The organism is Halioxenophilus sp. WMMB6 (assembly GCF_033283405.1).
In the GTDB taxonomy this organism is placed as follows: Bacteria; Pseudomonadota; Gammaproteobacteria; order Pseudomonadales; family Cellvibrionaceae; genus Halioxenophilus.
Map to the genome: position 1 here is coordinate 177,230 of NZ_JAWMQR010000004.1, position 17,088 is coordinate 194,317.

Genomic DNA, 17,088 nt, shown 5'->3' on the forward strand with positions numbered 1-17,088 from the left:
ATTTTCACCTATGGCTTCATTCCTGGTACTGCATGGTCCCAATTTGAACCTTCTTGGCACCCGTGAACCCGAGGTTTACGGCAGCACCACCCTGGCCGATATCAATCAGTCCCTGGAACAGCTGGCCAGCAGCCAAGGCCATAGCTTGCAAAACTTCCAAAGCAACTCCGAAGGCGCCCTGGTCGACCGGGTCCATCAGGCCAGAACCGATGGCATCGACTTCATTGTGATCAATCCCGGCGCCTATACCCACACCAGTATCGCCCTGCGGGACGCACTGAGTGGCGTTGCCATACCTTTTATCGAAATACACATCTCCAACGTACACGCACGGGAAGCTTTTCGTCAGCACTCCTATCTGTCGGATATCGCAGTCGGCGTGATTTGTGGGCTAGGCGCCAAGGGCTACGAATTGGCCCTGTTAAGCGCAATCGATAACACAACCAACTAATCACAACGGCGGCATTGTCGCCATGGTCAAGAACAAAGAAAGAGAGCCATCATGGACATTCGTAAAATTAAAAAACTGATTGAAATCCTCGAGGAATCCGATATCGGAGAAATCGAGATCAAGGAAGGCGAAGAGTCCGTCCGCATCAGTCGCGGCAGCAGCTTCGCCACCGCCGCCATGGCCGCCATGCCCATGCCGGTAGCGGCACCCGCACCCGCCGCGGCACCCGCCCCGGCACCAGCACCCGCCGCCGAAGCACCGGCGCCGGCGCCCGCCATTAACGGCCACGTGGTCAAATCACCGATGGTCGGTACCTTCTATGCTGCCCCAAGCCCAGGTTCACCCTCCTTCGTGGCCGTTGGCCAGCACGTCAAAGTGGGCGATACCATCTGTATCGTCGAAGCGATGAAAATGATGAACCAGATCGAAGCCGACAAATCCGGTGTTATCGAAGCCATTTTGGTGGAAGATGGCGAACCGGTAGAGTTCGATCAACCGCTGGTCACTATTGTTTGAGCCAGTCACCTAAGCGACGCATTAAGCAACTTTCGGGAGCTGGCTTAAATGATTAACAAAATTCTTATTGCCAACCGCGGTGAGATTGCGCTGCGGGTGCTGCGTGCCTGCAAGGAGCTGGGCATTCAGACGGTGGCGGTACACTCAACTGTCGACCGGGATCTAAAACACGTGCGCCTGGCGGACGAATCGGTCTGCATCGGCCCCAACCCCTCCAACAAAAGCTATCTGAACATCCCGGCGATCATCTCCGCCATGGAGATCACCGACTCCGCCGGCGTCCACCCCGGCTACGGCTTCCTGGCCGAAAACGCCGACTTTGCCGAACAGGTGCAGAAGAGCGGGTTTGTCTTTATCGGCCCCAGCGCCGACGTCATCCGGCTGATGGGCGATAAGGTCTCAGCCATTAAAGCGATGAAACAGGCGGGCGTACCAACCGTGCCCGGTTCCAACGGACCGCTGCCGGAAGATAAAGAGGCGTGCCTGCGCATCGCCCGGGAGATCGGTTACCCAGTCATTATTAAAGCTGCTGCTGGTGGCGGTGGCCGCGGTATGCGCGTGGTGCACACCGAATCGGCGCTGCTCAACTCGATTCACGTCACCAAAGCCGAAGCCGGCGCCGCCTTTGGCGACGATACCGTCTATATGGAGAAATTCCTGCAGAATCCACGGCACGTGGAGGTTCAGGTGCTCGCCGACGGCCAGGGTAACGCCATCCACCTCTACGACCGCGACTGTTCTCTGCAGCGCCGCCATCAGAAGGTGTTGGAAGAGGCCCCGGCACCGGGCATCCCGGATGAAGTCCGCCAAGAGGTGTATGAATCCTGCACCAAAGCCTGTATTGAGATCGGCTACAAAGGTGCCGGCACCTTCGAGTTCCTCTATGAAGATGGCCGTTTTTACTTTATCGAGATGAACACCCGCATCCAGGTAGAGCACCCGGTCACCGAGATGGTCACCGGCATCGATCTGATCAAAGAGCAGATTCGCGTCTGTACCGGTGAGAAGCTCTCCATCAAGCAGAGTGATGTTAAGCTGCACGGCCACGCTTTTGAGTGCCGGATCAACGCCGAGGACCCGAAAACCTTCATCCCCTGCCCAGGTACCGTGAAAAACTTCCACACCCCAGGCGGGCTGGGCGTGCGTGTCGATTCGCACCTCTACAGCAACTACACCGTGCCCGCCAACTACGACTCGATGATTGCCAAAATCATCACCTACGCCGACAGCCGCATCGAAGCTCTCAACAAGATGCGAGTGGCGCTGGATGAACTGGTGATTGACGGCATTCGCACCAACATCCCCCTGCAACAGGACCTGGTACGCGATTCCGGCTTCCGTGAAGGTGGTGTTAACATCCACTACCTGGAGAAAAAACTGGGCTTATAAGCGCGACCCAGCGATCTCTGCCAGCCCAACTGGGCTGGCTCATCCACCCAACACCGCCCCCGGCGTGTAGATCTATGCCCTGGCTACAACTCAAAATCAACACCGAGCGCCCCCAGGTCGCCACTTGGGAATCCGCCCTGTTAAAAGCGGGTGCGCTCTCGGTCACCCTCATGGACAACGCCGATGAGCCCATTCTGGAACCGGGCCTGGGCGAGACACCGCTCTGGTCCAACACCCAGGTCATCGGTTTGTTCGAGGCCGACATCAACACCCAGGCCATCGATAAACAGCTGCAAGCCCTGCAACAGGCGGGCGAGCATTGGCGCTGGGAGCAGCTCGAAGACAAAGACTGGAGCCGGGCCTGGATGGAGAACTACCACCCCATCCAGTGCGGCGAACGCCTCTGGATTGTCCCCTCCTGGACGGCACCACCCGACCCGTCCGCCGTCAATCTGATGCTCGACCCGGGCCTGGCCTTCGGTACCGGCACCCACCCCACCACCTTCCTCTGTCTGCAGTGGCTCGATCAGCAGGCCTGCACCGGCAAGAGTGTGATCGACTACGGCTGCGGCTCGGGCATTCTCGGCATCGCCGCCCTGCTGCTGGGTGCGGCGTCGGCACAGGGCGTGGATATCGACCCCCAGGCGCTACTGGCAACCCGCGACAACGCCGTGCGCAATGGCCTGGCAGAAGACGCTTTTCCGGTCTATCTGCCTACCAAGGCACAACTGCAAGCCAGCGACCTGGTACTGGCCAATATTCTGGCCGGGCCACTGGTTGAACTGGCCCCCGCCATCGCCGGCCTGGTCAGAGCGGAGGGGCAAATCTGCTTGTCCGGGGTACTCACCAGCCAGGCAGAGACGGTTATGGATGCCTACCGCCCCTGGATCGATTTCGACCCACCCGCCAGTCAGGAGGAGTGGGTTCGCCTAACTGGCCGCAAAAGAATGTGAAAAATGTGGCTTAAGTAGCAGAGACTACCCCCTGGGGAATTGTCCCCGCTGGGTTTAAACACTAGAATCTCTTGTGATAACAAGACTTTGCCACAATTGTTTAAAGCATTTAGCGAAATTATCTACAGCTATTAGCGTAGGAATAGCCGCCAGGACTCGAAACATTCCCTGAGCGACACCCTCAAATCCATTACCCTGAACCCAACGGCTGTCCTGAGAGGCCAGTGCAATGAACCATGCCATTACTCGTTGCCCGAAGTGTCGAACCTCGTTTCGAGTAACGCCAGCGCAACTGGATAGCGCCAAGGGTGTGGTTCGCTGTGGCTCCTGCCTGCATATTTTTGACGCCCGTTCCAACCTCATTCAATCTGCTAAAACCACGTCTCAACCAACCACCGCCAAGCGTACTGCCAGCAAGGCGGCACCGGCTGCCAGCAAGCGTCCCGCCGAGAAGGCAGCCACAACCCAACAGCCCGCCAGCAACGCGGCCACCGCGGCAGCGCCCCAAGCAAAACCAAGCCCGGCACCGGTTAGGCCCGCCCCTGCCGAACGTGTCAGCAGCCCCCTAGCAAAGGCGCCCACCAGCGAGCCGAGTAACAGCAGTCGCTTTCTGTTTGACGAAGAGGCCGAAGAGTCGGCTAATCAACCGCAACCCATGTCGGCCGAGGAAGAGGACTTCCTGATCAGTGACGACATGGACAAGACCAAGTCCACCGCCTTCACGGCCGAGGAGGAGGACAACCCCTTCAGCCTGGATGACCTCTCGCCAGAGTACACTGCCGAGAGCTGGACCGATGACAGCCGCTCCCTGTTTGAGATCAACCGCAAGCAGCCCGAAGAAGAGGATGACGACGAATTCCACCCGCCGATGGATGAGTCCTGGGCCAAGGCGCTGCTCGAAGACGACTATGAAGAGGATCTGATCCCTCCCCCCATGGAGAGCGATGACGAGAAGTTAAGGCAGGAGATCGCCAATCGTTTTGATGGCCGCCAAACCGGCAGTTTTGATGCCCTGCCCGACGACTTTGATACCGATTTCGAGAACTTCGTCAGCGGTAGCGACCGGGTGGAACAACCGACGCCAATCGAGAACAAATTTGCCCTGGACAGCACCAGTGGCGAACCCACCTTTGACCTCGACAACCTCGATGATTCCGAACTCGACGAAACCCTGGTACCCGAGCGCGAGGAGAAGCACTCCCTGCTCGACGCCTTTGAACCGGAGCCCATCGAGCTCACTTTTGAGCAGCGCGACAAAAGGCGTTGGCTGATCCGCACCGGCTGGATTGTCGGCAATGCCCTGTTGGTGTTGCTGCTTATAGCCCAAATCGGCTACCTGAAATTTGACACCTGGAGCCGGGCACAACCCTACCGCCAGTGGTACGCCATCGCCTGCCCAGTGTTGGGCTGCACGCTACCCACCCTGCACGATACCAGCAAAATACGCATATCACTGGTGGTGCGTGGCCAACCCGATGCCGAAGGCATGCTGCTGGCCGACGCTATCCTGATCAACACCGCTGAGTTCGAGCAACCCTTCCCCACACTGGCCTTGCGCTTTAGTGATATGAACGACAAGCTGGTCACCGAGCGCATCTTCACCCCCAAGGAGTATCTGCGCGGCGAGCTCTCCGGCATTCAGCTGATGCCCTCCGGCCAACCGGTGCAGCTGAGCCTGGAGCTGGCCGATCCAGGGCAGGACGCGGTCAACTACCGGGCTTACATTCCCAACGACAACTAACCGCGCTCGCCGGCGCCAGCGTCATTCAGCCAGCGAAGGCGATCAACCCCAAACCACCAACCCCACCACAGCAGCCCACTTTGTCCACATCGGCATCGGCACAAAAATTCAGCAATTAGCTTAAATTCCACTTTCCCATTTTCTCTTCGAGCGGGTATGATAGGCGCCCTTTTTCGGGACCGCCCCAGCGCCAGTTCGCGCACCAACCACCGGGTTGTGCGGTAACTTTTTATGGCAGACGGCTAGGTCTGAAGAAGCGCAGCATTGCAGCATTAAGGTGCCCCCAGTGTTAACCATCGGCCCACACAAACTCGAACAGGTGACGGTACTCGCGCCCATGGCCGGCGTCAGTGATCGACCGTTCCGCGAGTTGTGCCGCCACTTTGGCGCCGGCTTGGCGGTATCCGAGATGGTCACCAGTGACACCCGCCTCTGGCAGTCGCAGAAGTCATCCACCCGCCTGAACCACCAGGGTGAAACGGGGTTGCGCGCCGTGCAAATCGCCGGCGCGGACCCAGAACAGATGGCCAACGCTGCGCGGGAGAATGAAAAGCTGGGCGCCCAGATTATCGACATCAATATGGGCTGCCCGGCGAAGAAGGTGTGCAAGCAGGCGGCCGGCTCCGCACTGCTGCGCGACGAGAACAAGGTGGCCCAGATTTTGGACGCCGTAGTCAGCGCAGTGAACCTGCCCGTGACCTTGAAAATTCGCACCGGTTGGGACAGACAAAATCGCAACGCGGTGCGCATCGCCCAAATGGCCGAACAGCTTGGCATCACCGCTTTGACTATTCACGGTCGCAGCCGCGAGTGCCGCTTTTTGGGTGAGGCGGAGTACGACACTATCGCCGAGGTGGTCAGCCAGGTCTCTATTCCGGTGATCGCCAACGGCGACATTACCAGTGCAGCCAAGGCCAAACAGGTGTTGGAGTACACCAATGCGGCAGGCGTCATGATCGGACGCGCCGCCCAGGGACGGCCCTGGTTATTTGCCCAGGTCAACCACTACCTGAGCACAGGCAAGAGCCTGCCGGAGCCATCGCCCGGAACGATCAAAACAATTTTGACCCAGCACCTGCAAGCGCTACACAGCTTTTATGGTGACTATTTAGGGGTCCGTATCGCCCGCAAACATGTGGGTTGGTACTTGCAGAACTTCACCAACGGCGAAGCTCTGCGTACACACTTTAATCAACTACACAGCGCACACGACCAAATCAGTTGCATTCAAACTCAGTTTGATCAGCTGATCAGTAACGGGGACATAGCGGCATGAGCCAAATCGAAACAGCCATCGCGGAATTCACCACCGACACCAATACTCAGGAAGCCCAAAGCCAACGCTTCACCACCACCTCTGAAGTGGCCAGCTCTTCTCTGCGCGACTGCGTGAAAGAGTCCATCGAGAACTATTTCAAACATCTCGATGGCCAGCAGGCTGCCAATGTCTACGAGTTGGTAATGGCCGAAGTGGAAGCCCCGCTGCTGGAAGTGGTTATGGCCTATACCCGCCACAACCAAACCAAAGCTGCCGAAGTGTTGGGCCTGAACCGCGGCACCCTGCGTAAGAAACTCAAGCAGTACGGTCAACTATAACTCCTCCATAGCCACGCATCGGGCAGGTGAGTGGCAAACCCCGGTTAGATACAGCCCTAACGCGTGTGACAAAACAGCTGTCGCCCGCCAGCCAAAGCCTGGGTATCTCGGCTAACCGGGGGTGTAGCCCGTTTGAGAAACCGCGTCTGGCCCACCTGCTGGTGGTGTCGGCGTTAGCCTTTTAACCTGAACAACGGCCAGCCTGGCAGAACTGAAACGGTTCTACTCTGTGTTCATGGCCATCGGTTCCACTGACAGACATCACCTTTTGCCATGACAGCTACCACAGACCTTATCCCCGTTAAACGCGCACTGATTAGTGTTTCCGACAAGACCGGCATCGTCGAGTTTGCCCAGGCCCTGGCCGCCCTGCAGGTGGAAATTCTCTCCACCGGCGGCACCTACCGCCTGCTTAAAGAGCACGGCCTGAACGTGATTGAGGTGGCCGACCACACGGGCTTCCCAGAGATGATGGATGGCCGCGTTAAGACCCTGCACCCGAAGATTCACGGCGGCATTCTCGCCCGTCGCGGCCAGGACGATCAGGTGATGGCCGAGCACGGCATTGCCGCCATCGACATGGTGGTGGTCAACCTCTACCCGTTTGAGGCCACCGTCGCCAAACCCGACTGCTCACTGGAAGACGCCATCGAGAATATCGATATCGGTGGCCCCACCATGGTCCGCGCCGCAGCCAAGAACCACGCCTTCGTTAACATCGTGGTGAACGCCAGCGACTACAGCCAGCTGATCGACGAACTGCAAACCAATAATGGCGCCACCAGCCGCGCCACCCGCTTCAACCTGGCGATCAAGGCCTACGAGCACACCGCCGCCTACGATGGCGCCATCGCCAACTACTTCGGCACCATGGTTGAAGGCGGCAACGACCCTTTCCCGCGCACCTTCAACCTGCAGTTCAACAAACAGCAGGATATGCGCTACGGCGAGAACCCTCACCAGGCGAGCGCCTTCTACGTGGAGCGCAATCTCTCCGAGGCCAGCATCAGCACCGCCAAACAGCTGCAGGGCAAGGAGCTCTCCTACAACAATATCGCCGATACCGACGCCGCCCTGGAGACGGTCAAACTGTTCACCGCCCCCACCTGCGTCATCGTTAAGCACGCCAACCCCTGTGGGGTGGCCAGCAGCGATAACCTGTTAACCGCCTACGAACAGGCATTCGCCACTGATCCGGAGTCGGCCTTCGGCGGCATTATTGCCTTTAACCGCACTCTCGACGCTGCCACCGCCAAAGCCATTGTCGACAAACAGTTTGTCGAGGTGATCATCGCCCCGACCGTGGCCGAGGGCGTCAGCGAGATTATCGCCGCCAAGAAGAATGTCCGCCTGCTGGTGTGTGGTGAGTTTGCCAACAGCCAGAAAGCCTTCGATTACAAGCGCGTTAACGGCGGCCTGCTGGTACAGGAGCGCGACCTGGGTATGGTGGCAGCCGCCGACCTGAAAGTGGTCACCAAGCGCCAGCCCACCGAGGCGGAAATTGCCGACCTTCTGTTCACCTGGAAGGTAGCCAAGATGGTTAAGTCCAACGCCATTGTCTACGGCAAAGAGCAGCGCACCATTGGCGTCGGCGCCGGCCAGATGAGCCGCGTCAACTCTGCCCGTATCGCCGTCATCAAGGCCGAGCACGCCGGCCTGCAAGTAGCCGGCAGCTGTATGGCCAGTGACGCCTTCTTCCCCTTCCGCGACGGCATCGACAACGCCGCTGCGGCCGGTGTCAGCTGCGTGATTCAGCCCGGCGGCTCCATCCGCGACGAAGAGGTGATTGCCGCCGCCGATGAAAGCGGCATGGCAATGGTATTTACCGGCATGCGCCACTTCCGCCACTAAGGCGGTTGCAACCCGGCGAGAGTGAGGAGACCCATGAATATTTTGATCATTGGCAGCGGTGGCCGCGAACATGCCCTGGCCTGGAAAGCGGCCCAGGGAGCCGCTGTCGACACGGTTTTTGTCGCCCCCGGCAATGCCGGCACCGCCTTGGAACCCAAGCTGCAAAACGTGGCCATTGATGTCGGCGACTTCAAAGCCCTGGCCGACTTTGCCAAGGTCAATGCTGTGGCGCTCACCATCATCGGCCCCGAAGCCCCCCTGGTGGACGGCGTGGTCGACTACTTCCAGGCGGAAGGTCTGCGCTGCTTTGGCCCCAGTAAAGGCGCTGCGCAACTGGAAGGCTCCAAGGCCTTCACCAAAGATTTTCTCGCCCGCCATCAGATTCCCACCGCCGCCTACCAGACCTTTACCGAAGTGGAACCCGCCCTCGCCTACCTGCGCGCTCAGGGTGCCCCCATCGTGGTTAAAGCCGACGGCCTGGCGGCCGGAAAAGGGGTTATCGTTGCCGAAACCCTGGCTCAGGCCGAGGCCGCCGTCACCGATATGCTGTCGGGCAACGCCTTTGGCGACGCCGGCTGCCGGGTGGTGATTGAGGAGTTTCTGGCCGGCGAAGAGGCCAGCTTTATTGTCATGGTCGATGGCCAAAACATACTGCCCATGGCCACCAGCCAGGATCACAAACGTGTCGGCGATGGCGACACCGGCCCCAACACCGGCGGTATGGGTGCCTACTCACCGGCACCGGTGGTAACCGACGCAGTCTTTCAGCGCATTATGGCCGAGGTGATTGAACCCACCGTGCAGGGCATGGCCGCCGAGGGCAACGCCTACACCGGCTTTCTCTACGCCGGCCTGATGATCACCGCCGATGGCACCCCCAAGGTGATCGAGTACAACTGCCGCTTTGGCGACCCGGAAACCCAGCCCATCATGCTGCGCCTGCAGTCGGACCTGGTAGCCCTGTGCAACGCCGCCCTGGATGGCCAGTTGGATAAAACCACCGCCGCTTGGGATCCGCGCGCGGCGGTGGGTGTGGTACTGGCCGCCGGCGGCTACCCCGACAACTACGCCAAGGGCGATGTCATCAGCGGCTTACCACAATTCGAGGAGGCAGGCGCCAAGGTCTTCCACGCCGGCACCAAGCTCAACGCCGAGGGTGAAGTCACCACCAATGGCGGCCGGGTACTCTGTGCCACCGCCCTGGGCGGTACGGTGAAAGAGGCCGCCGCCAACGCCTATCAGTTGGCCGGCCAGATCGACTGGCCGGGCTGTTTCTACCGCAAGGATATCGCCTACCGCGCCATCGCCCGCGAGGCGTAGTTGGCTGCTTTTTAGTCATTGGTTTGCCATCCTTGGCAAACCAATGAACGCCAGGCGAGCAGCTGGCGATGTTGTGTGAAACCTCTGGCTGCTCGCCTGACTCCCGGCCGCAAGCGTCCGGCGACGCTTCCTGCGTCTCTGTCTATTAAACCGTTTGCCCTCCCTGGCAAACGCTTTTGCGCCTCCTACGTCGCGCTCCGCCCCTTCAGACACCAATTAGCGAACCAGCCCCGCTTACGAAAGCGGGTTAATGCCAGCTCTGTAATCCCTCCGGCCCGCCATCACGCCAATACCGTGCGACCATCGGCCCAGGCGCGCAAAGCCGTAATCTGTTCGGCCATGACCACGGAGAGGGGGCGTGTTTGGTAGATCTGGCTGAGCAGCAGCTGGTCGCTTACCTGCAACTCCTGGGCGCGGGCAGCAAAGAAACTGGAGACCACCGCCTGCTCTATCTCGGCACCACTGAAGCCGGCGCTGGCCTCGACCAATAGATCCAAATCGAAATCGATGGTAGAAATCTGCCGGCGGTTGAGGTGAATATTGAAAATCGACCGGCGCGCCGTGGCATCGGGCAGGTCAACAAAAAAGATCTCATCGAAGCGCCCCTTGCGCAGCAGCTCCGGCGGCAGGCGGCTAATATCGTTGCTGGTCGCCACCATAAACACCCGCTGCTTGCGCTCCGCCATCCAGGTGAGCAGCGTGCCCAGCACCCGCTTGGAGGTGCCGTTGTCACTGTCGCCGGTGGCCAGCCCCTTTTCAATCTCATCCAACCATAAAATGCAGGGCGACATCACCTCCGCCTGAGCCAGAGATTGGCGCAGGTTGCGCTCGGTCTCACCAAAGAATTTGTTGTATAGAGCGCCGAAATCAAGCCGCAGCAGCGGCAATTGCCAACAGCCAGCCACCGCCTTGGCCGCCAGGCTCTTACCGGCTCCCTGCACGCCGACCAGCAACATCCCCTTGGGCTGGTCACTGTCGTCGGCCCCGTGTACAAAGGGCTGGTGGCGGTCGGCCAGCCACTGCTTCAGGTGCGTTAAACCACCCACCTGATCCATCTGTTCAACAGCAAATTCATAGCTGAGGATGCCATCCATGTTCATCAGCTCAAATTTGGCCTTGTTCACCGCCGGCAGGTCGCTGTGGTCGATAACACCGTCGTCAAAAATGGCAGTGCGCACCAGCCGGCGCACATCCTGATGGCCGAGCCCACGCACCGCCCGTACCAGTTGCCGCAACGCCTCGCGGTCGCTGCCGGCCCGGCCCCCGCGCTGCTCGGACCAACGCTTGGCCTCCTCGCGTACTATCTCAGAGATCTCGCGCTCACTCGGCAGCTGCAGCCGCACCCGTATACTGTAGGTAAGCAGCTCTGGCGGCAGCTGTAACTGGTGGCTGACCAGCACCAGCACATGGCCGATGGTGTCATGGTTGAGGGCGATATCTTTCACCAGGCGGGTAATCAGAGGGCCATCCTGCAGGTAGGGGTGAAAGTCACACAGCACATAGATCCCCGGCTTGTGCTCCCCTTTGATATGCCGCAGCAACGCCTCCGGCTCGACATGCTGGCCCGGTTCAATAATCTGCAAGCCCCGCGTCAGTCCCTTCAGGCCATCGCTGGCGGTCCACTTAAAGCAGGGCTTGGCCAACCCCTGAGCACAATCAAGCAGTTGTTCACAGGCGTGTTTTTCGTCGTTGGTTTCAATCACCACCACGGCAACGTTGGCCGTTAGGGCGATGAGCAGATCATCCATTGTTCCATTCCTTTTGGTCATCACACGGGCCGGCCGCGGCGGTTAACAAGCGCATGCTTTTACCGTAGCATAGGCCGCTGTTTTGCCACGAGTGTACACCATGAGTTTTCGCCACCTCTCCCTTGTCGATCAGATTATTGGCCAAGCCGACCGGGCCCTGCGCACCCTAACCCCGGGCAACAAGCCGGTGTTTCACGCCTCGCCGGCCGAGCCGTTGCTGGAGACAGAGCTGAGTGAGAAGGAGCGACGTCAGTCGGTGGGGTTGATGCGCGTGAATCACTGCGGGGAAGTCTGCGCCCAGGGCCTCTATCAGGGTCAGGCGGCCACCGCCAAATTGACCGAGGTGCGTGACGAGATGGACCGCGCCGCACTGGAGGAGCTCGACCACCTGGCCTGGTGCGAAGAGCGCCTGCGGGAGTTGGATAGCCGGCCCAGCCTGTTAAACCCGCTCTGGTACGGGCTCTCGTTTGCGGTGGGCGCCGGCGCTGGTTTGGTCAGTGATAAACTCTCCCTCGGCTTTGTCGCCGCCACCGAGGAGCAGGTGGGCAAGCACCTGCAGAGCCATCTCGATAAATTGCCAGCGGACGATGACAAGAGCCGGGCGATTGTCGAACAGATGCTCGACGATGAACAACAGCACGGCGACCGTGCCCTGCAGGCCGGCGGTCAGCCATTCCCCCGCCCGGTAAAATCCCTGATGAGCCTGGTGAGCAAGGCGATGACCACCAGCAGCTACTATTTATAGTTTTTAGTCCTACCCGGCTAGAGAACTTCTATCCGGCCCAGGCTGCGGCTATTGGGCCAAATCAATCACTTCATAGTCGTGGCTAACCGCCACACCAGCCGCTGCCATCATCATAGAGGCGGAGCAGTATTTGGTAGCTGAGAGCTCCACCGCGCGGGAGACCTGTGCCTCTTTTAATTTCGTGCCGGTGACCACAAAGTGCAGGTGAATTTTGGTGAATACCGCCGGTACCGCATCGGCACGCTCGGCCGTTAACTCACAGCGGCAATCGCTCACCTGCTGGCGCGCCTTATTCAGAATGCTCATCACATCAAACGAGGCGCAACCGCCAATACCCATCAACAGCATCTCCATAGGACGAACGCCGGTATTGCGGCCACCATGGTCTTCCGGTCCGTCCATCACCACACTGTGGCCAGTGCCAGACTCAGCCAGAAACTGCACGCCATCTACCCACTTCACCGTCGCTTGCATTTTTTTCTCCTAGTAATTGAACCTTTGGCCCCTGTTGGCGGTCGCACAGCTTATCACAAACCTCGCGCGTGAAACGCTCGCGAATTATCAGCAAAAAGCTCCTTTTTCCCTCAAGTTGTCGATAAACAGGTCACATTTTTGATGGCTGATCTGCGAAAGGCTGGTGCCATATGCGTAAGATGGCGATAATCGACGGCTTAAATAACACTTATTGAAAATAGCGGCTAGACTGAATGTATACGTCCACACAACAGGATGCTAACCAGTCTTGGGCCTGCCGGTATAGGGAACAAGGGGCCACTATCCAGGGGGATTAATTTGGTAGCCGTATCGTTATCACCACATATCAATAATGTGGATCAATTTCTAAGCCACTGTCATCGCCGTCGTTATCCAGCGAAAAGTACGCTGATCTACGCGGGCGACAAGAGTGACTCACTCTATTACATCATTTCCGGTTCCGTCACTGTGGTCATCGAAGACGACGAGGGCCACGAGATGATCGTTGCCTATCTCAATGACGGTGACTTCTTCGGTGAAATGGGTCTGTTCGATCAACACGACTCGCGCAGCGCCTGGGTGCGTGCAAAAACCGAGTGTGAAGTGGCCGAGATCAGTTACGCCAAGTTCCAGGAGCTGACCGTTACCCATCCGGAGTTTCTCTTCTCCCTGGGTAAGCAGATGGCCAAACGCCTGCGCAACACCACCCGCAAGGTGGGTGACCTGGCCTTTTTGGATGTTACCGGCCGGGTAGCGCGCACACTGCTCGATCTGTGCAACGAGCCCGATGCGATGACCCACCCCGATGGTATGCAGATTAAAATCACACGCCAGGAGATCGGTCGCATTGTCGGTTGTTCACGGGAGATGGTTGGCCGGGTTTTAAAAACACTGGAAGATCAGGGCCTGGTATCGGTTAAGGGCAAGACCATGGTGGTGTTTGGCACACGCTAAACACCAACGCGGGCAGCAGCCGTACGTAGCCCCAATTGAAGCTTTCCGAAATAACCCGAAATAAAACAGCCAAAAATAAAAAAGCCGCCTGAATTGGCGGCTTTTTTATTGCTCTCACAATTTTACTTTATCTCCCTTTTATTTATTCCTGCCTGGGTTTAGCCATTAGAGCGCCTACCGGCTAACCGTACACGCCTGAACTCTGCCTGCCCATTACGGGAGAGGCACCACAGTGGCGGTGTCTGTCCATTCTGTGGTGTACACCTGGACGCCATCAAAGAGGTAAACCTTGTCCCCCAACAGGGTCGAGCGAGCGTTGTTGAGCAAACGCGGAGCGACATCAACGCCATTGGTGTGCACAACGGCCGGCGGCAATGCGTAGAGCGAGGGTTCGCCGCCGGTGGGCAGGTCAACCTCAAACGCCTGAAAGCTGTTGTACTGCCAGGGGTAGTAGGCGGACTCCGGGTCACCGCTAAAACCACCGGGCTCACCATCGTGCACTGCCACGGGAATGACAAAGCGAAATTGATCGCCCAGGTCCAGCGTACTGAAGGCCTTGGGGTTGTACTCCACGGGGCTATTGGAGCCACGCCTACCCAAAATGTAAGAGCTGATCTGCAGTGGCTGGGCAACATTGGCTACATCGTACAGATCCACCTTGATACCCTGATACCAGGTGCTACCCGACTCACCCTGAGCCGCATCCCGGCCGACACCAAGCAACAGAGAATCGCCCAGGGGGTGCAGATAATTACTGTAACCAGGCACCTCCAGCTCACCCAGAATTTGTGGCGCACCGCTGTCGGCCAGGCCAATCACGTAGAGCGGATCGACCTTGGCAAAGGTGATCAGATAGAGCCGGTCGCCTAAAAATCTCGCCGCGTAGAGGCGCTCCCCGGGCTTACCAATCGCCGCCGGTTGAGTCTCATTGGGCAGCTCGGCGATGGGCGACAGATCGTTGCCGGAGAAGAGTGTCAGCCGGTGGCGATAGTTGCCATCGGCATCGGAGGTCACCACCCCCAGGGCGCCATCCGCCAACTGGCCAAAGCAGTAGTTGCTTTCGTTGCACGAGGGTAAACCCGGTGCCAAAGCAGAACCGACATAAGTTAAATCACTGTTTAATTGCAGTTTATGGATGTGGGTAGCGGAGCCAACCAAGGTGGTGTCAGATTCCGTCAGCTCGGCAAAATGCGCGTAGGTAAAACTGTAAAGATAGGCGTTATCGCTACTCATATAGAGCCCGCTAACCGGCCCGGCGACGCAGGCGTTAACAAATTCCCCCGTATCCAGGTTCAAGCGCGTAAGCGAGGTTAAGGTCGGATAACCGCTGTTATCCTCCACCACCAGGTAACAGCCAGAGGCCTTGGCCAAGGGCTGCTGCACACCGTTAATGGTGATGGTTGGTAGCAGCTCATCTACATGAACCGCTTTCAACAGCGACTCATTGGCAACCACTGCGGCATCGTCCTCTGGATAGAAGTTCCAGCCATCAATCATTGGCGTATAGCGGGTTAACAGGAAGAGTTGATTGCCAATTTTACGGGAGGTCACCAGTGTGCCATCGATAGTCAACTGGAGGGTTTGGCTGGCGACCGACAGATCGTCCACCACACCGCTGATGTCAAAATTCACCAACTGCACTGCATTGCCCTGGTTGTCGTAAAACGAGTACCAGTTGCGATAGGGGTATTGCTGAAGCACCGTCAGATGAGTGTCATCCAGAAAGAGCCCGGAGGCAGCCAGATCAACCTCAATCTGGCCCAGCGGCGAGGGCGGCTCGCCAGGAGATAGCACGCTGATCAGACTGCGGCCACTGGTAACATCTTCGCCGGCAATGTAATAAAAGTGTTTGCCATTAAATTTCCAGATCTCCTCTTCATCAACCCCGGCCACCTGCACATTGGTATCACTGTAACTGGCACCGCCGTCGCTGCTGGCGGGCCCGTCAGAGGCGATGACTTCAAGCCCGGCCGCGCCACCTAAATAGTAGGGGTAGTCGCGCGAGGTGGTATTGAGTTCGGCGAAACCCGCCTTGATGTAGTTTTCCAGCTCGGCCGCGGAGGCCACCGGTTTAAGCGCGACCTGAGCGTCGTCGGACCCGTTCGACGAGCCGCCCCCACAACCTGCCAATGCCACTGAAATCAGCACGGCCGTCGCAATAGGTTTTAAACCGGCCACAACAGCCATGCCCGATCTCTGTTTAGCATTCACACCCATAACTCCACCCTCATTAAAATTTATACGGTTTCAGCGTTCAGCCGTCGCCTGGCGAACAGAGACCACCGTAGCGGGGAGCCGGAATCAGATCTGTGGGAAAACTGCTTAAAATTGTTAACAGCTGTAAATGATTACGACCGCACTGACTCTTTTCACAATTGTTAACAAAATAGCGCTGGCCGGCGCTGGGGCTGACGTTAGGCTTATGAGAAAATCTCCGCCAGTTTGTCAGGTAACTCTTTATGCCGATCACTCAAACTTCACTTACCACCCTATTTGCATTTTGGCTCTGCTTAACCGCTTCCGTCGTCAGCGCCGGCAGTGCCAGTGACGACATCAGAAGCGCCAACAGCAACTGGCAGTTGGGGCTCGCCCTTGGCTATGGTGAACGCAGCAACCCACTGTTGGGCGGCGACAATCTGCCCCTGGTCGCCGTGGTCGACATCGCCTGGTATGGCGACGCCTTTTTTTTCGATAACGGCGACTTTGGCTACACCCTGCGCGACGATGCGAACATCACTTTTAACCTGGTTACCCGGGTCAACAGTGAGCGGCTCTTTTTTGAGAACAGTAACAGCCTGCTGGTCAGCTTCAGCAACAGCGGCGTGGTCGGCAATGGCACCAGCAGCCAGGTCGATGACCCCAACACACCTCAGGATGAAAGCAGCAATTATGAGGAGGTGAAAATTCCCGACCGGGATTACGCCCTGGATGGCGGCCTGGAGCTGCTTACCGATGGTCAATGGGGATTTCTGCAACTGAGCGCCCTGCACGACGTCACTAAAAAGCACAACGGCTACGAGCTGGCGTTATCACTGGGCCGCTCCGGTTACTGGCGGCGCTTCACCTGGACCACCAGCGCCGGCGTTAACTATCGCAGCCCGAGTCTCAATAATTATTACTACGGCGTGCTAAGCTCCGAGGCCAGCCAACTGCTGCCGGCGTATCGTGCCGATGGCGGATTCAACTGGCAGGTGAGCACGCTGGTTCGCTACTATTTGAGCCGGTCGCTGAGCCTGGGGCTGGTGATCGAATACCAGGCGCTAAGCAGCGCCATTGCCGATAGCCCGTTTGTCACAGACGATTACGTCACCACCGGCTATGCAGGGTTGAAATTCTCTTTTTAACTGAAT

15 protein-coding genes are annotated in these 17,088 nt (G+C 58.3%); 12 read left to right on the forward strand and 3 right to left on the reverse strand.

Features of this window, described 5'->3' with window-relative positions; all coding sequences use genetic code 11:
- Window positions 1–10: 10 nt before the first annotated feature.
- From aroQ to purD, 9 genes are all read left to right on the forward strand, one after another.
- The gene (gene aroQ / locus SBL51_RS12600) at window positions 11–451 is read left to right on the forward strand and encodes a type II 3-dehydroquinate dehydratase (RefSeq protein WP_317931319.1); all 441 of its coding nucleotides are present in this window, start codon (window positions 11–13) and stop codon (window positions 449–451) included.
- A gap of 51 nt (window positions 452–502) precedes the next feature.
- A complete protein-coding gene (gene accB, locus SBL51_RS12605; protein ID WP_317931320.1) occupies window positions 503–967 on the forward strand; it encodes an acetyl-CoA carboxylase biotin carboxyl carrier protein in 465 nt (154 codons plus the stop codon).
- A gap of 48 nt (window positions 968–1,015) precedes the next feature.
- On the forward strand, window positions 1,016–2,356 hold the full coding sequence (gene accC / locus SBL51_RS12610; RefSeq protein WP_317931321.1) for an acetyl-CoA carboxylase biotin carboxylase subunit: 1,341 nt from the start codon (window positions 1,016–1,018) through the stop codon (window positions 2,354–2,356).
- A gap of 74 nt (window positions 2,357–2,430) precedes the next feature.
- A complete protein-coding gene (prmA, locus tag SBL51_RS12615; protein ID WP_317931322.1) occupies window positions 2,431–3,309 on the forward strand; it encodes a 50S ribosomal protein L11 methyltransferase in 879 nt (292 codons plus the stop codon).
- 229 nt (window positions 3,310–3,538) lie between these two features.
- Entirely contained in the window at window positions 3,539–5,050 is a 1,512-nt protein-coding gene (locus tag SBL51_RS12620; RefSeq protein WP_317931323.1) for a DUF3426 domain-containing protein, read from the forward strand.
- A gap of 277 nt (window positions 5,051–5,327) precedes the next feature.
- Window positions 5,328–6,326 (forward strand): tRNA dihydrouridine synthase DusB, encoded by a 999-nt coding sequence (gene dusB / locus SBL51_RS12625; RefSeq protein WP_411860477.1) that lies wholly within the window; start codon window positions 5,328–5,330, stop codon window positions 6,324–6,326.
- Entirely contained in the window at window positions 6,323–6,646 is a 324-nt protein-coding gene (gene fis / locus SBL51_RS12630; protein ID WP_317931326.1) for a DNA-binding transcriptional regulator Fis, read from the forward strand. The genes dusB and fis overlap by 4 nt, the downstream gene beginning before the upstream one ends.
- A gap of 273 nt (window positions 6,647–6,919) precedes the next feature.
- Entirely contained in the window at window positions 6,920–8,497 is a 1,578-nt protein-coding gene (purH, locus tag SBL51_RS12635; RefSeq protein ID WP_317931327.1) for a bifunctional phosphoribosylaminoimidazolecarboxamide formyltransferase/IMP cyclohydrolase, read from the forward strand.
- 33 nt (window positions 8,498–8,530) lie between these two features.
- Window positions 8,531–9,817, forward strand: a complete 1,287-nt coding sequence (gene purD, locus SBL51_RS12640; protein WP_317931328.1) for a phosphoribosylamine--glycine ligase — start codon at window positions 8,531–8,533, stop codon at window positions 9,815–9,817.
- Window positions 9,818–10,098: 281 nt separating this feature from the next.
- Here purD and SBL51_RS12645 read toward each other — a convergent pair whose 3' ends face one another.
- Window positions 10,099–11,565, reverse strand: a complete 1,467-nt coding sequence (locus SBL51_RS12645; RefSeq protein ID WP_317931329.1) for an AAA family ATPase — start codon at window positions 11,563–11,565, stop codon at window positions 10,099–10,101.
- A gap of 100 nt (window positions 11,566–11,665) precedes the next feature.
- Here SBL51_RS12645 and coq7 point away from each other — a divergent pair, with 100 nt between their 5' ends.
- Window positions 11,666–12,310, forward strand: a complete 645-nt coding sequence (gene coq7, locus SBL51_RS12650) for a 2-polyprenyl-3-methyl-6-methoxy-1,4-benzoquinone monooxygenase (RefSeq protein ID WP_317931330.1) — start codon at window positions 11,666–11,668, stop codon at window positions 12,308–12,310.
- A gap of 48 nt (window positions 12,311–12,358) precedes the next feature.
- On the opposite strand, the gene SBL51_RS12655 is transcribed toward coq7, so the two are convergent.
- A complete protein-coding gene (locus SBL51_RS12655; protein ID WP_317931331.1) occupies window positions 12,359–12,784 on the reverse strand; it encodes an OsmC family protein in 426 nt (141 codons plus the stop codon).
- A gap of 318 nt (window positions 12,785–13,102) precedes the next feature.
- On the opposite strand from SBL51_RS12655, the gene crp reads away from it, so the two are divergent.
- On the forward strand, window positions 13,103–13,738 hold the full coding sequence (gene crp, locus SBL51_RS12660; protein WP_411860478.1) for a cAMP-activated global transcriptional regulator CRP: 636 nt from the start codon (window positions 13,103–13,105) through the stop codon (window positions 13,736–13,738).
- A 213-nt stretch (window positions 13,739–13,951) separates the two neighbouring features.
- On the opposite strand, the gene SBL51_RS12665 is transcribed toward crp, so the two are convergent.
- Window positions 13,952–15,949 carry a beta-propeller domain-containing protein gene (locus tag SBL51_RS12665; RefSeq protein ID WP_317931332.1) on the reverse strand — a complete coding sequence of 666 codons (1,998 nt, stop codon included), beginning with the start codon at window positions 15,947–15,949 and terminating at the stop codon, window positions 13,952–13,954.
- Between the two features lie 248 nt (window positions 15,950–16,197).
- Here SBL51_RS12665 and SBL51_RS12670 point away from each other — a divergent pair, with 248 nt between their 5' ends.
- Entirely contained in the window at window positions 16,198–17,082 is an 885-nt protein-coding gene (locus SBL51_RS12670) for a MipA/OmpV family protein (RefSeq protein WP_317931333.1), read from the forward strand.
- Window positions 17,083–17,088: the final 6 nt, after the last annotated feature.

Excerpts from the sequence above, each read along its gene's own strand:
- SBL51_RS12655 (WP_317931331.1), bottom strand. The coding sequence starts at position 12,784 with ATGCAAGCGACGGTGAAGTGGGTAGATGGCGTGCAGTTTCTGGCTGAG.
- purD (WP_317931328.1), top strand. The coding sequence starts at position 8,531 with ATGAATATTTTGATCATTGGCAGCGGTGGCCGCGAACATGCCCTGGCC.
- aroQ (WP_317931319.1), top strand. The coding sequence starts at position 11 with ATGGCTTCATTCCTGGTACTGCATGGTCCCAATTTGAACCTTCTTGGC.
- fis (WP_317931326.1), top strand. The coding sequence starts at position 6,323 with ATGAGCCAAATCGAAACAGCCATCGCGGAATTCACCACCGACACCAAT.
- SBL51_RS12620 (WP_317931323.1), top strand. The coding sequence starts at position 3,539 with ATGAACCATGCCATTACTCGTTGCCCGAAGTGTCGAACCTCGTTTCGA.
- SBL51_RS12670 (WP_317931333.1), top strand. The coding sequence starts at position 16,198 with ATGCCGATCACTCAAACTTCACTTACCACCCTATTTGCATTTTGGCTC.
- accC (WP_317931321.1), top strand. The coding sequence starts at position 1,016 with ATGATTAACAAAATTCTTATTGCCAACCGCGGTGAGATTGCGCTGCGG.
- prmA (WP_317931322.1), top strand. The coding sequence starts at position 2,431 with ATGCCCTGGCTACAACTCAAAATCAACACCGAGCGCCCCCAGGTCGCC.
- SBL51_RS12645 (WP_317931329.1), bottom strand. The coding sequence starts at position 11,565 with ATGGATGATCTGCTCATCGCCCTAACGGCCAACGTTGCCGTGGTGGTG.
- purH (WP_317931327.1), top strand. The coding sequence starts at position 6,920 with ATGACAGCTACCACAGACCTTATCCCCGTTAAACGCGCACTGATTAGT.
- accB (WP_317931320.1), top strand. The coding sequence starts at position 503 with ATGGACATTCGTAAAATTAAAAAACTGATTGAAATCCTCGAGGAATCC.
- coq7 (WP_317931330.1), top strand. The coding sequence starts at position 11,666 with ATGAGTTTTCGCCACCTCTCCCTTGTCGATCAGATTATTGGCCAAGCC.